The 14,279-nt window shown below is 69.4% G+C and carries 12 protein-coding genes; 9 read left to right on the top strand and 3 right to left on the bottom strand.

Annotation, left to right across the window (positions count from 1 at the left end):
• Positions 1-6: 6 nt before the first annotated feature.
• The gene (locus SY91_RS03095) at positions 7-414 is read left to right on the top strand and encodes a zinc ribbon domain-containing protein (protein WP_185921053.1); all 408 of its coding nucleotides are present in this window, start codon (positions 7-9) and stop codon (positions 412-414) included.
• 158 nt (positions 415-572) lie between these two features.
• On the opposite strand, the gene SY91_RS03100 is transcribed toward SY91_RS03095, so the two are convergent.
• Positions 573-1,454, bottom strand: coding sequence for a GyrI-like domain-containing protein (locus SY91_RS03100; protein WP_023477997.1), 882 nt, complete (start codon positions 1,452-1,454; stop codon positions 573-575).
• Between the two features lie 275 nt (positions 1,455-1,729).
• Here SY91_RS03100 and SY91_RS03105 point away from each other — a divergent pair, with 275 nt between their 5' ends.
• The 4 genes from SY91_RS03105 (at position 1,730) to eutC (ending at position 7,117) form a co-directional block, all read left to right on the top strand.
• Positions 1,730-3,193 (top strand): mechanosensitive ion channel, encoded by a 1,464-nt coding sequence (locus tag SY91_RS03105; RefSeq protein ID WP_043888647.1) that lies wholly within the window; start codon positions 1,730-1,732, stop codon positions 3,191-3,193.
• Positions 3,194-3,412: 219 nt separating this feature from the next.
• Positions 3,413-4,825, top strand: a complete 1,413-nt coding sequence (gene eat, locus SY91_RS03110) for an ethanolamine permease (RefSeq protein ID WP_023477995.1) — start codon at positions 3,413-3,415, stop codon at positions 4,823-4,825.
• Positions 4,826-4,925: 100 nt separating this feature from the next.
• On the top strand, positions 4,926-6,323 hold the full coding sequence (locus tag SY91_RS03115) for an ethanolamine ammonia-lyase subunit EutB (protein ID WP_023477994.1): 1,398 nt from the start codon (positions 4,926-4,928) through the stop codon (positions 6,321-6,323).
• Positions 6,320-7,117 (top strand): ethanolamine ammonia-lyase subunit EutC, encoded by a 798-nt coding sequence (gene eutC / locus SY91_RS03120; protein ID WP_023477993.1) that lies wholly within the window; start codon positions 6,320-6,322, stop codon positions 7,115-7,117. Before SY91_RS03115 ends, eutC begins: the two co-directional genes overlap by 4 nt.
• Here eutC and SY91_RS03125 read toward each other — a convergent pair.
• Positions 7,110-7,994, bottom strand: a complete 885-nt coding sequence (locus tag SY91_RS03125; RefSeq protein WP_023477992.1) for a LysR family transcriptional regulator — start codon at positions 7,992-7,994, stop codon at positions 7,110-7,112. The two genes, eutC and SY91_RS03125, sit on opposite strands and share 8 nt — an antisense overlap.
• Positions 7,995-8,158: 164 nt before the next feature.
• Between SY91_RS03125 and SY91_RS03130 the strand changes: the two genes are divergently transcribed.
• Complete coding sequence (locus SY91_RS03130) at positions 8,159-9,784, top strand: MFS transporter (protein WP_185921054.1); 1,626 nt, start codon at positions 8,159-8,161, stop codon at positions 9,782-9,784.
• A 190-nt stretch (positions 9,785-9,974) separates the two neighbouring features.
• Here the strand turns inward: SY91_RS03130 and SY91_RS03135 are convergent, their stop codons facing one another.
• Positions 9,975-10,403: a pyridoxamine 5'-phosphate oxidase family protein gene (locus tag SY91_RS03135; protein ID WP_124476740.1), complete on the bottom strand. Its 429-nt coding sequence runs from the start codon at positions 10,401-10,403 to the stop codon at positions 9,975-9,977.
• A gap of 331 nt (positions 10,404-10,734) precedes the next feature.
• On the opposite strand from SY91_RS03135, the gene SY91_RS03140 reads away from it, so the two are divergent.
• The 3 genes from SY91_RS03140 to SY91_RS03150 all read left to right on the top strand — a co-directional run bounded on the left by SY91_RS03140 (position 10,735) and on the right by SY91_RS03150 (position 14,226).
• Entirely contained in the window at positions 10,735-12,261 is a 1,527-nt protein-coding gene (locus SY91_RS03140; RefSeq protein ID WP_011694006.1) for an aldehyde dehydrogenase family protein, read from the top strand.
• A 179-nt stretch (positions 12,262-12,440) separates the two neighbouring features.
• The gene (locus SY91_RS03145; protein WP_185921056.1) at positions 12,441-12,989 is read left to right on the top strand and encodes a hypothetical protein; all 549 of its coding nucleotides are present in this window, start codon (positions 12,441-12,443) and stop codon (positions 12,987-12,989) included.
• 220 nt (positions 12,990-13,209) lie between these two features.
• Complete coding sequence (locus tag SY91_RS03150) at positions 13,210-14,226, top strand: helix-turn-helix domain-containing protein (RefSeq protein WP_027807895.1); 1,017 nt, start codon at positions 13,210-13,212, stop codon at positions 14,224-14,226.
• Positions 14,227-14,279: the final 53 nt, after the last annotated feature.

The following is a 14,279-nucleotide window of genomic DNA, read 5'->3' on the forward strand; positions in this document are numbered from 1 at the left end:
CGGACGATGAGCTTTCTGAAACGGATACTCGGCGGCCACGGCGGCGGCCACGGCGGCGGCCACGGCGGCGGCCATGGCAGCGGGCACGGCAATAGCGGAAACGGCGGCCACGGTGGCGGGCATCACGGCGGGTCGCGCCAGGGCGGGCACGGCGGCCACGATGCGCGCGGCCGCGATCGCCACGGCTGGGGCTGGCAGGCGCCGGCCGACGCCAGTGGCGGGCAAGGCGGCCCGCGTGGCAACGTGCCGCTGAGCCAGCTCGCCTGCGCGGGCTGCGGCGCGCTCAATGGGACGGAGGCACGCTTCTGCGCGCAGTGCGGCGCGGCGCAACGCGGCAAGGCGTGCAGCCGCTGCCATGCGGCGCTGGCGGCCGACGCGCGGTTCTGTCCCGGCTGCGGGACGCAGGCTGCTTGAGGATCTTCGCGAATTCGCGCCGGCTGCGCATACGCACGAGCCGGCGCGCTTCGTTCGAGGCCGGCGCACCGGCATGCCCGATGTCGTCCCGAGCATGCCCGCACCCGCAATATCGCCGCGGGCCGTCCAGATACACGGCGCCACGGCACACCCGTCGCTCAGCGCAACGGCAGGTGAATTTCGGTGCGCAGGTCGGCCGGCGCCGTATCCATCGGCGTATTGAGGTATAGCTCGAACGGCGGCGCGTGGGCGGCTTCGCGGCCCGAGTGGCGCAGCCAGTCGCCGTACAGCCACTGGTAGGCCGTCTTCAGGTCCGCATACGGCCCCGTATGCAGCAGCACCGCGTATTCGCCGGCTGCGATCGTCGCACGCTCGACCGGCGGCACGGGCGCGACGTCCGGCGCGCCGTCGGCCGGCATGAAGCACGCTTTCGCGCGCAACTGCGCTTCGGGCGTCGTGTCCGGATCGTCGTAGAAAATCCCGATCATCTTCGCGCCCGGCCCGATCAGCCCGTGCTGTCCGACCCACGCGCCGATCCGCCCGAACGCGTCCCCCACCTTCATGTACGCACCGGTGTGCGTTACCGCGTAGCCGCGCAGTTCCGGCAGGCGCCGGATCTCGACCTCGTGCTTGAACATGTCTGCCTCTCCTCGCTGTAATGGATAAATCGGCCGGTGGATGCCGGTGCGCCGGTGCTGCGCGGGCAGCACGCCGTACGCGTCGCGAAACGCCCGCGCGAACGCGTGCGTCGACCCGTAGCCCGCGCGCCGCGCGATCTCGTCGAGCGGCCGCGCGGTGCAGACCAGATCCTCGGACGCCCGCACGATCCGCATCCGCCGCACGGTCAGCACGATCGACTCGCCGTACAGCGCGCGGTAGACGCGCTGCCAGTGATACGGCGACAGACACGCGACTTCGGCGAGCCGGTTCAGGTCGAGCGGGCCGTCGAGATGTGCGCTGATGTACGCATGGACCCGCGCCACGCTTGCCGCGTAGCGCACCCACGCGGGCGGGTCGGTTTTCGTTTCGGCTGGAGTCATCGGCGTGTCCGGGCTGGAACCGACGCCACGGTAGCACGGGCCGAATGGACAAATCTTGCGGAAATGCCGGACACCCAGCGATCGCCCCCTTTTTGATTCCAACGAAATGGGGTCTTGCCCCTCCGGGATCTATGACTAAAGTTAAAGACGGTGAAATCGGGTGAACGCGTCATTTTTCTCGGGTAAGTTGCCCGGACGGAGCAGCACGCTTTTCGAATTACGCAGGTCGTTCGTCGATGTTCAATCGCCACACCACGTTTTCGGGAGAAGAAGAAATGGATGCTTCCAGCTTCATCACGTCGCTGCAGGCCACACTAGGTGGATACCTGCCCAAGATAGCCGGCGCGATCGGCATCCTGGTGATCGGCTGGCTGATCGCCGTCGCGGTGCGGGCCGGTGCGCTGCGCCTGCTCAACGCGCTGAAGGTCGATCAGCGGATCACCGACAGCACCGGCCAGGGCGCCTGCGTCGAACGCATCATCGCCGGCGGCCTGTTCTGGCTCGTGCTGCTCGTCACCGCGGTGGGCATCTTCAACGTGCTCAACCTGTACGCGGTGTCCAATCCGTTCTCGCTGCTCGTCACGCACATCGTCAACTACCTGCCGAACCTGATCGGCGGCGCGGCGCTGACGCTGATCGCGTGGCTGATCGCGTCGCTGCTGCGCAGCCTCGCGAACCGCGCGCTGAAGGCGAGCAAGGTCGACGCCACGTTGTCCGAAAGCGCCGGCATGCAGCCGATGAGCGGCTATCTCGGCGACGTGCTGTTCTGGCTCGTGATCCTGATGTTCCTGCCGGCGATCCTCGGCTCGTTCGCGCTGTCGGGCCTGCTGTCGCCGGTGCAGGGGATGGTCGACAAGCTGCTCGCGATCGTGCCGAACCTCTTCGCGGCCGCGGTGATCGGCTTCGTCGGCTGGGTCGTCGCGCGCGTGCTGCGCGGCCTCGTGACGAACCTGCTGGTCGCCGCCGGCGCCGACCGCCTCACGCAAGGGATCGACAGCCCGACGCCGGTGCGCGTGTCGAGCCTGGTCGGCACCATCGTCTACGTGTTCGTGTTCGTGCCGACGCTGATCTCCGCGCTCGACGCGCTGAAGATCGACGCGATCTCGATCCCCGCGACCAACATGCTGAACCAGTTCCTCGGCGCGGTGCCGGACATCGTCGCGGCGATCGTGATCGTGCTGGTCACGTTCTACTTCGCGCGCTTCGTCGCGTCGCTCGCGCAGAAGCTGCTGGAAGCCGCCGGCGTCGACGGGCTGCCGGCCGTGCTCGGCGTCGAGCGCGTGTTCTCGGGCATCCTGCAGCCGTCGGTGCTGGTCGCGCGGTTGATCGTGTTCTTCGCGATGCTGTTCGCGTCGGTCGAAGCCGCGAACCGGCTCGGCTTCACGCAGGTGCGCGACGTCGTCACGCTGTTCATCGAATTCGGCGGCCACGTGCTGATGGGCGGCGTGATCCTCGTGATCGGCGTGTGGCTCGCGGGCCTCGCGCGCCGCGTGATCGAGCAGGCCGACCGCGAGCACAGCGTGCTGTTCGCGCGGATCGCCCAGTTCGCGATCCTCGGCCTCGTGTTCGCGATGGGGCTGCGCGCGATGGGCATCGCGAACGAAATCGTGCAGCTCGCGTTCGGCCTCGTGCTCGGCGCGATCGCGGTGGCCGTTGCGCTGTCGTTCGGCCTCGGCGGCCGGGAAGCGGCCGGCAAGCTGCTCGACCGCTGGTTCAACCAGCGCGGCGGCGGCCAGTAAGGCCCGTCGGCACGGCAGATCCGGCTCGCACCGCGCGGGCCGGATAGGCGTGGCAACGGGCGCGGCGGGCGTTGCCGCGAGCGGTACCGCAAGCGTTTCCGCAAGCGAAATGTCAGCCGCGATCTTTGCCGAATTTCGATAACACGTCGTTTAATGACTCTCTAGCATCGATTCTCAGTCGCGCGGGCCCGCAGGCCCGGCGCCTTTGAGGAGAGTCCGATGAAAGCAGAGTCGAATGGCCGGCCCGCCGCCGGCGCCAAGTCCTCCGGCCAGCCCGCGCTGCAGCAGACGCTCGGGACCTGGCAACTGTGGGGCATCGCGGTCGGCCTCGTGATTTCCGGCGAATACTTCGGCTGGAGCTACGGCTGGGCGAGCGCGGGCACGCTGGGTTTCGTGATCACCGCGCTGTTCGTCGCGGCGATGTACACCACCTTCATCTTCAGTTTCACCGAACTGACGACGTCGATCCCGCACGCGGGCGGCCCGTTCGCGTATGCGCGCCGCGCATTCGGCCCGACCGGCGGCTATCTGGCCGGCGCGGCGACGCTGGTCGAGTTCGTGTTCGCGCCGCCCGCGATCGCGCTCGCGATCGGCGCGTACCTGCACGTGCAGTTTCCGGGGCTCGAACCGAAACACGCGGCGATGGGCGCGTATCTCGTGTTCATGGCGCTGAACATCGTCGGCGTGCAGATCGCGGCGACCTTCGAGCTCGTCGTCACGCTGCTCGCGATCTTCGAGCTGCTGGTGTTCATGGGCGTCGTGTCGCCGGGTTTCGCGTGGAGCAATTTCGCGAAGGGCGGCTGGTCGGGCGCCGATCACTTCAGCGTGGGCGCATTCCACGGGATGTTCGCGGCGATTCCGTTCGCGATCTGGTTCTTCCTCGCGATCGAAGGCGTCGCGATGGCCGCCGAGGAAGCGAAGAACCCGAAGCGCTCGATTCCGATCGCGTACGTGGCCGGCATCCTGACCCTCGTGGCGCTCGCGATCGGCGTGATGGTGTTCGCCGGCGGCGCGGGCGACTGGACCAAGCTCGCGAATATCAACGACCCGCTGCCGCAGGCGATGAAGTACATCGTCGGCGCGAACAGCGGCTGGATGCACATGCTCGTGTGGCTCGGGCTGTTCGGGCTCGTCGCGTCGTTCCACGGGATCATCCTCGGCTATTCGCGCCAGATCTTCGCGCTGGCCCGCGAAGGCTACCTGCCGGAGTGGCTCGGGAAGGTGCATCCGCGCTTCAAGACGCCGCATCGCGCGATCCTCGCGGGCGGCGTGGTCGGGATTGCCGCGATCTACAGCGACGAGCTGATCCAGTTCGGCGGCCAGACGCTCACCGCGAATATCGTGACGATGTCGGTGTTCGGCGCGATCGTGATGTATATCGTGAGCATGGCGGCGCTGTTCAAGCTGCGCCGCTCGCAGCCGAACCTGGAGCGGCCGTTCCGCGCGCCGCTGTACCCGATCTTCCCGGCATTCGCGATCCTGGCGGCGCTCGTCTGCCTCGGTACGATGGTGTATTTCAACGGGCTGGTCGCGCTGGTGTTCGTCGGCTTCCTCGCGGTCGGTTACGCGTACTTCCTCGCGACCCGTTCGCAGCGCGCGAGCGCGCCCGGCGACGCGCTGCTGGAGGAGTGAGCGCCGTGACGACGGTGAACGTGAAAGGCCGTTCCTGACGGCATCCGGCGCGCCCCGTCGAACGGGCGCGCCGTCGGCTTTTGGCAAGGAGATTCGAACGATGTCCTATACGGAGACGATCGGTCCGCGCACGTACCGCTTCGCGGACCTGAAGACGCTGCTCGCCAAGGCGAGCCCGCTGCGTTCCGGCGACCAGCTCGCCGGCGTCGCGGCGGCGAGCGAGGAGGAGCGCGTCGCCGCGAAGATCGCGCTCGCGGGCGTGCCGCTGAAGGCGTTCCTGAACGAAGCGGTGATCCCGTATGAAGACGACGAGGTCACGCGCCTCATCATCGACGATCACGATGCGCAGGCGTTCGCGGAAATCTCGCACCTCACCGTCGGCGATTTCCGCAACTGGCTGCTGTCGCCCGCGGCCGACGGCGCGGCGCTCGAACGGATCGCGCCCGGCCTCACGCCCGAGATGGTCGCGGCCGTGTCGAAGCTGATGCGCAACCAGGACCTGATCGCGGCCGCGAGGAAGCGCCGCGTGGTCACGCGCTTTCGCAACACGGTCGGGCTGGCCGGCCGGATGTCGGTGCGGCTGCAGCCGAACCACCCGACCGACGACGTGAAGGGCATCGCCGCGTCGATGCTGGACGGGCTGATGTACGGCTGCGGCGACGCGATGATCGGCATCAATCCGGCCACCGACAGCCTCGCGGCGATCGTGAAGCTGCTCGCGATGATCGACGGCTTTCGCGAACGCTACGGCGTGCCGACCCAGTCGTGCGTGCTCACGCACGTGACCAACACGATCGCGGCGATCGAGAAGGGCGCGCCGGTCGACCTCGTGTTCCAGTCGATCGCGGGCACCGAGAAGGCCAATGCCAGCTTCGGGATCTCGCTCGCGCTGCTCGCCGAAGCGCGCGAGGCCGCGCTGGCGCTGAAGCGCGGCACGGTCGGCAACAACCTGATGTATTTCGAGACGGGGCAGGGCAGCGCGCTGTCGGCGAATGCGCATTTCGGCGTCGACCAGCAGACCTGCGAAGTGCGCGCGTATGCGGTCGCGCGCAAGTTCGAACCGTTCCTCGTGAATACGGTGGTGGGCTTCATCGGGCCCGAATACCTGTACGACGGCAAGCAGATCATCCGCGCGGGGCTGGAGGATCACTTCTGCGGCAAGCTGCTCGGCGTGCCGATGGGCTGCGACATCTGTTACACGAACCACGCGGAAGCCGACCAGGACGACATGGACACGCTGCTGACGCTGCTGGGGGCGGCCGGCATCAACTTCATCATGGGAATTCCGGGCGCGGACGACGTGATGCTGAACTACCAGAGCACGTCGTTCCACGACCAGCTCTACGTGCGCGAGGTGCTCGGCCTGCGCCGCGCGCCCGAGTTCGAGGAATGGCTGGAGACGATGGAGATCGCCGACGCGCACGGCGCGCTGCGCGCGGCGACGGCACGCGTGCCGCTGCTCGCGGGCGCGAACGACTGGATGGGGATTTCCGCATGAGCGACGCCGTCGAAAAGAACCCTTGGGCGCAGCTGAAGTCGTTCACGAACGCGCGGATCGCGCTCGGCCGCGCGGGCAACAGCCTGCCGACCGCGCCGCTCCTGGCCTTCAACCTGTCGCATGCGCAGGCGCGCGACGCGGTGCACCAGCCGCTCGACGCGGACGCGTTGCGGCGCGAGATCGAGGCGGCCGGCCTGCTGCCGACGCTGCGCGTGCAGAGCGCCGCGCCCGACCGCGACCACTACCTGCGCCGGCCCGATCTCGGCCGCAAGCTGTCGGACGACAGCCGCGGGCTGCTGGCCGGCTACGGGGCGGCGCTCGACGACGCCCCCGATGTCGTGTTCGTGGTCGGCGACGGGCTGTCGGCGTTCGCGGCCGCGAAGCAGGCGCTGCCGCTGTTGCAGGCCGTGCGGCCGCGGCTCGACGCGGACGGCTGGCGGATCGGCCCGGTGGTGGTCGCGACGCAGGCGCGCGTCGCGCTCGGCGACGAGATCGGCGAGCTGCTGCGCGCGAAGGTGGTCGCGATGCTGATCGGCGAACGGCCCGGCCTCAGTTCGCCGGACAGCCTCGGCGTGTACCTGACGTGGGCGCCGAAGGTCGGCTGTCACGACGCGCTGCGCAACTGCATCTCGAACGTGCGGCCCGAAGGGCTGCCGCACGCGGCCGCCGCGCACAAGCTGCATTACCTGATGACGCACGCGCGCCGGCTCCAGTTGACGGGCGTCGGGCTGAAGGACGACAGCGACGCGCTGCTGCCGGCGGCGGAAGCGGAGCGGATCGGCGCGGCTACCTGAACAGCCGCTCGCACAGGAAATCGACGAACACGCGCAGCTTCGGCGACAACTGCCGGCTCGACGGCCATACGATCGAGAACTGCCCCGGTGCGATCCGGTAGTCGTCGAGCACGGTGACGAGCGCGCCGTGTTCGAGCGCGTCGCGCGCGAGGAAGTCGGGCATGTAGCCGATGCCGAGCCCCGCGAGCACGGCGCCGCGCAGCGCTTCCATGTTGTTGCAGGTCATCGCGGTGCGCAACGTGAGCGGCTTGCCGTCGTCGGCCGCGAGCGCCCAGTCCTGCAGCTTGCCGGTGGTCGGGAAGCAGTAGCGCACGCAGTCGTGCGCTTCGAGCTCGCGCGGCGTGCGTGGCGTGCCGGCCTGCGCGAGATACGCGGGCGTCGCGCACAGCACGAACGCGAACGGGCCGAGCCGCCGCGACATCAGGCTCGAATCGGACAGCGGGCCGCTGCGGATCACCGCGTCGAAGCCGCCTTCGACCACGTCGACCATCCGGTCGTTGAAATCGAGATCGAGCTCGACGTCCGGATAGCGCTGCCGGAATTCGGGCAGTACCGGCAGCAGGAAGCGGTAGCCGATCACCGGCAGGCTCACGCGCAGCTTGCCGCGCGGGCGCTGCGCGGACGCCGTCACGGTCGCCTCCGCGTCGCGGAAATCCTCGAGAATGCGCTGGCAGCGCTCGTAGAAATGCCGCCCCTCGTCGGTGAGCGTCACGCGCCGCGTCGTGCGGTTGAACAGCCGCACGCCGAGCGACTGTTCCAGTTTCGCGATCGTCTTGCCGACCGCCGACGCCGAGATGCCGAGCGCGCGGCCGGCCGCGACGAAGCTCAGCGCTTCGGCGGTGCGGACGAACGCGACGATGCCGGTGAGGTTTTCCATCTTTCCATCGAATCGAAGGACGTGCGGCGACGCACGCTGGCAGGTGTATTGCGGAATTTTAGTCCGTTATATGCGGAGCTTCGCGTGGTTTTTCGCGGATTGAATCGGATTTATCTTCTGTCGCTCTGATGGCGCATCCGCGCCGGCTTTTTCGAGGAGCGATGATGGATCACCCTGTTTCAGCCGCCCCGGCCCACGTGGCCCACGCGGCGCGCCGGCGCGCATGGGTGCTGGCCGCCGTCTGCATGGCCGCCGTCGCGCTGCCGCTGTCGTTTTCGGGCGGCGCGGTCGCGACGCCGGCGATCGGCCGCGACCTGCACGGCAGCCCGGTCGCGATGAACTGGATCACCAACGCGTTCATGCTCGCGTTCGGCAGCTTCCTGATGGCGTCGGGCGCGCTGGCCGACCAGTTCGGCCGCAAGCGCCTGTTCGCGATCGGCGTCGGCGGCTTCACGCTGATGTCGATCGCACTCGCGTTCGCGCCGTCGATGCTTGCCGTTGACTTGCTGCGCGCCGCGCAAGGGCTCGCGGCGGCCGCGGCGCTGGCCGGCGGCACGGCCGCGCTCGCGCAGGAATTCGACGGCGCGGCGCGCACGCGTGCATTCAGCCTGCTCGGCACGACGTTCGGCATCGGGCTCGCGTTCGGGCCGGTGATCGCCGGCGGCCTGATCGGGCATTACGGCTGGCGCGCGATCTTCGTGACGAGCGCGGTGGCCGGCGTGCTGTCGCTCGCGTTCGGGCTGCCGCGCATGCACGAGTCGCGCGATCCGCACGCGACCGGGCTCGACTGGCCCGGCACGGCGGCGTTCACGGCCGCGCTGACGCTGTTCACGTTCGGCGTGATCGAGGCGCCCGCGCGCGGCTGGTCGAGCCCGCTCGTGATCGCGCTGCTGGCCGGCGCGGCGCTCGGCGCGTGCGCATTCGTGACGATCGAGACGCGCGTCGCGCGGCCGATGCTCGACCTGTCGCTGTTCCGCATCGCGCGCTTCGTCGGCGTGCAGGTGCTGCCGGTGTCGACCTGTTGCTGCTACATCGTGCTGCTCGTCGTGCTGCCGCTGCGCTTCATCGGCATCGACGGCTTCAGCGAGATCGACGCCGGCTGGCTGATGCTCGCGATCTCCGCGCCGATGCTGGTCGTGCCGCTCGTCGCGGCGACGCTCACGCGCTGGCTGTCGGCCGGCGTGATTTCCGGGCTCGGGCTGCTGGTCGCGGCGGCCGGGCTCGTGTGGCTCGGCATCGCGCTGCGCGGCGGCGCGGGGCCGGCGGCGATCGCGCCGATGCTCGCGATCGGCGTCGGCGCCGGCATGCCGTGGGGGCTGATGGACGGGCTGTCGGTGAGCGTGGTGCCGAAGGAGCGCGCGGGGATGGCGACGGGCATTTTCAGTACGACGCGCGTGGCCGGCGAGGGGATTGCGCTGGCGATCGTCGGCGCGGTGCTGGCCGCGCTCGCGCAAGCGGGGCTCGCGCACGCGGCCGGTGCCGCGGCCACGCCCGATGCAACGCTGCGTGCGGCCGCGCGGCTCGCGACCGGCGATCTCACAGGTGCGGCTGCCGCGTTGCCGGGCGTCGGTCGTGCGGCATTGCTGGCGAGCTACACGCATGCGTTCGACCGGCTGCTGATCGGGCTGGCCATCGTCACGGTGCTGTGCGCGGTGGTGGTGTTCGGGTTTCTCGGCGGGCGGCCGGCGGCCGACGAAACGGGCGACGCGGCGGATGGCCACGCGCAGGCCGATGCGTCGGCGGCGCGCAGTCGAGGTGAGCCGGCGTGTGTGGAGACGCAAGGGCGTTGAGCGTTGCACCGTGGCGCGCGGGTGTTTCGATGTTTCGGTGCCCGGTGCCCGGTGCCCGGTGCCCGGTGCCCGGTGCCCGGTGCTTCGATGTTTCGGTTCTTGGTTCCCGGTTCCCGGGTGCCTCGGTCTTTTGGTCAATGCAGCGGCCGTGCCCACCTCGTCCGCTCGTTAAAGCCTCACCCGCCGCGCGTCACGCCAGCACGAGCGGCGGCAGCCCTGCATCCGCGCGCGCCTCCGCACGTTCCACGTCGATCACCAGATAGCGCAGCGCATCCGGCCACAGATGCGCGCGCCCTTGCGCATCCTCGTCGAGCGTCGCGCGACCCTGCACGAGCCAGGTCGTCTGCCGCACGAAATCGACGAACAGCAGCGCGATGGCCGGGTTCACCAGCAGGTTGCCGATCGTGTTGAGCAGGTGGTTGCCCGCGAAGTCGGGCAGCACCAGCGTGCGGCGGTCCGGGATGTCGACGAGCGGCGTGAACGAGCCGTCGGTGCGCGGCTGACGGCCGCGGTATGAACAGTCGGCGTTGCCGGCCGCGTCGGCGGTCGCGACGATCAGGAAAGCCTGCTCGCGGATGAACGCGATGGCGTCGTCGGTCAGGGGGCCGCGATCGTTCATGGTGTTGGTCGGCGCGTGCGCCGTGGCGTGTGGACCGGTGATCCGCATGCAAGCGACATGCCACGCGGCGCGGCGCGCGTCCGCGGGCCGCACACCGCCGCACACTGTGGAAATTCCGAACACCGGCCGCGTCGCTGCGCAATCGCGGTGTTCAGAATCGGTACACCCGCCGTGTTGCGTGCGTGAACACCGCACGGTGCGGCCCCGCGCCGGCCGTGCTCGACGTGCTCTCGTTCTCTCCCGCTCCGTTTGGCACGCATGTTGCGTAAACCGCACCAGCGCATTCCAACCGGCGCTGTACTCACACAAGCACGATGAACAGGAGACATGTATGAACCCGTTTGACCTGAAACAACTGGGCCTCGACGTCGAATACCCGTACCGTCAGCAATACGACAACTACATCGGCGGCAAGTGGGTTCCGCCGGTAAAGGGCGAGTATTTCGAGAACGTGTCGCCGATCAACGGCCAGCCGTTCTGCCGCATCCCGCGCTCCGGCGCCGACGACATCGAGCTGGCGCTCGACGCCGCGCATGCCGTGCGCCGCCAGTGGGGCAAGACGTCCGTGGCCGAGCGCGCGAACCTGCTGCTCGCCGCCGCCGACCGGATGGAAAAGAACCTGAAGCTGCTGGCCGTGGCCGAGACGATCGACAACGGCAAGCCGCTGCGCGAGACGATGGCGGCCGACCTGCCGCTCGCGATCGACCACTTCCGCTACTTCGCGGGCTGCATCCGCGCGCAGGAAGGCGGCATCTCCGAAATCGACGACAACACCGTCGCGTATCACTTCCACGAGCCGCTCGGCGTGGTCGGCCAGATCATCCCGTGGAACTTCCCGCTGCTGATGGCCGCGTGGAAGCTCGCGCCGGCGCTCGCGGCCGGCTGCTGCGTGGTGATGAAGCCGGCCGAGCAGACGCCCGCGTCGGTGCTCGTGCTGATGGAACTGATCGGCGACCTGTTCCCGGCCGGCACGATCAACATCGTGAACGGCTTCGGCAAGGAAGCGGGCGAAGCGCTCGCGACCAGCAAGCGGATCGCGAAGATCGCGTTCACGGGCTCGACGCCGGTCGGCAAGCACATCCTGCGTGCGGCGGCCGACAGCCTGATCCCGTCGACGGTCGAACTGGGCGGCAAGAGCCCGAACATCTTCTTCGCCGACGTGCTCGACCAGGACGACGCATTCCTCGACAAGGCGCTCGAAGGGCTCGCGATGTTCGCGCTGAACCAGGGCGAAGTGTGCACGTGCCCGTCGCGCATCCTGATCCAGGAATCGATCTACGAACGCTTCATCGAGAAGGCCGTCGCGCGCGTCGAGCGCATCAAGTCCGGCCACCCGCTCGACCTGCAGACGATGATCGGCGCGCAGGCGTCGCAGCAGCAGCTCGACAAGATCCTGTCGTACATCGACATCGGCCGCGGCGAAGGCGCGCAATGCCTGACGGGCGGCGAGCGTGCGGCGCCGGCCGCCGACCTCGGCACGGGCTACTACGTGAAGCCGACGATGCTGCTCGGCAACAACAAGATGCGCGTGTTCCAGGAGGAAATCTTCGGGCCGGTCGCGTCGGTGATGACGTTCAAGGACGAGCAGGAAGCGATCGAACTCGCGAACGACACGTTCTACGGGCTCGGCGCCGGCGTGTGGACCCGCAACGGCACGCGTGCGTACCGGATGGGCCGCGAGGTCGAGGCCGGCCGCGTGTGGACCAACTGCTACCACCTGTACCCCGCGCATGCGGCGTTCGGCGGCTACAAGCAGTCGGGCATCGGGCGCGAGACGCACAAGATGGCGCTGTCGAACTATCAGCAGACGAAGTGCCTGCTGGTCAGCTACCAGGCCGAGGCGCTCGGGTTCTTCTGATCGCCGAAGCCGGGGCGACGTGTCGGGGCCGGTTGGGGGCGGCACGTCGCCCGGTTCGATTTCCTTGTTTCGACAGTCTGCGCCGGTTGCGCTTCGTTGCGCGGTCGGCGCCGGCAACGCTGCCGGCCGTCGCGCATGCGCGACGGCGCGGTGCGCCGATGCGTGCGACGACCACCAGCATGGCAGAACCGACCCGATCCTTTCCCCGCCACCCGGTCTTCCATCCGGGCGAACTCGACGCGCAACACCGCTTCGGCGTCGCCGACGAAGCCGAGCGGATGAGCGATGCCGTGACGACGCGGCTGAGCCTCGGCGTACGGCAGTTCGTCGAATCGCAACCGTTCATGTTCGTCGGCATGGCATGCGGCGCCGGTGCGTCGATGACCTGCGACATCGTGCAGAGCCGGCGCGACGCGAACGGCGATCTGCTGCCGGTCGTGCGCGTGATCGATACGAAGACGCTGCGGTTCGCGCTGCCCGCTGCGCATGACGGCGACGGCGGCCGGATCGACGCGGCCGCCTGCGACGGCAGCGGGGTCGGATTGCTGTTCGTCGATTTCGTGCGCGGCCTGCGCTACCGGATCAACGGTCGCGCCACGCTGCGCGCCGATCTGCCGGAAGCGGACGCGGCGCCGTGGGCGGTGGGCAGCGCGATCGTCGAGCTGACGATCGTGCAGGCATACGGCAATTGCGGGACGCGGGTCGTGCGGCTGAAACCGGCCTGGTAGTCGGTAGCCGATAGCCGGTGACCGCGCCCGGGCGGCGCGCATGCGCGGTCGCCGCGCGGATCGCACCGGCGGCGTGCGCGTCATGCCGCCTTCGGGTGCGCCCGCATGGCGCGCATCGGCCGGACAGCGTGCAATGGCGGGCTGCTCGCCGGGCCATGCGGTTCGGCACGGGACTTGCGTGATGGATACGCACGGTTCCGCGCAGGTGAGGGAGGACACGATGAATCAACATGTGGCGTGTACGGCGGAGCCGACCGCCGAAGACACGCGGCGCAGCGCGCAGGGCGACGACGCATTCGCCGGGCAGGCCGTCGTCAGCGTTGCGCACGATGCGGACGAGCAGGCGCGCAACCTGATCGGCTGGCGGCAGACCTACGACCAGCTCGCGGCCGGTCGCTTCGTCGGCACGCTCACCGAGCTGCCGCTCGACACGATGAAGCTGTTTCGCGAATCGACCAGCCACCTGCTGCGCCAGGCGTGCGAGGTGCGCGGCGATGCGTACTGGTTCGGCATCCCGCTCGTGTGCGACGGCTCGGCGCGCGTCGATGCGTGCCGCATCGGCCCCGGCGCGCTCGCGTTCCGGCCCGGCAACGTCGAATTCGAACTGGTGACGCCTGCGCAGTTCTCGATCTACGGCGTCGTCGTGCGCGGCGACGTGCTGCGCCGCTATGCGGAGGAAGTCGAACGGCGCGCGCTCGACGAGCGGCTGTTCACCCAGCGCGTGATGCAGGTCGGCGACGCGCGGCTCGCGCGCCTGTGCGCGCTGCTCGGGCGCCGGCTCGACGGCGCGGTGGCGATGGCCGGCCCGCTGCCCGATGCGCAGCGCGACGACCTGCAGGCCGAAGTGCTGGCCGCGCTGTTCGATGCGTGCGCGCAACCGGCCGACGACGGCAGCGGCGCCGCGCCGTCGACGCGCCGCTGGATCGTCGACCAGGCGCGCGACTACGTGCTCGCGCACCGCACGCGCCCGGTCGGCGTGCCCGAGCTGTGCGAGCAGTTGCACGTGAGTCGGCGCACGCTGCAGTACTGCTTCCAGGACGTGCTCGGGATGGCGCCCGCGACCTACCTGCGCACGCTGCGACTGAACGGCGCGCGGCGCGACCTGTGCGGGCGCGCAGCCGGTTCGGTGCAGGACGTCGCGGAGGCGTGGGGCTTCTGGCATCTGAGCCAGTTCGCGACCGATTACCGGCGCCTGTTCGGCAAGCGGCCGTCGGAGACGCTGCGCGATCGCGCGTGAGGGGCTTGGCGGGGTAAGCCGGGCGGGTGGCGCGGCGTTTGCGGTGGTGCCGG

Origin of the sequence: Burkholderia cenocepacia, assembly GCF_014211915.1 — a bacterium.
Classification (GTDB): Bacteria; Pseudomonadota; Gammaproteobacteria; order Burkholderiales; family Burkholderiaceae; genus Burkholderia; species Burkholderia orbicola.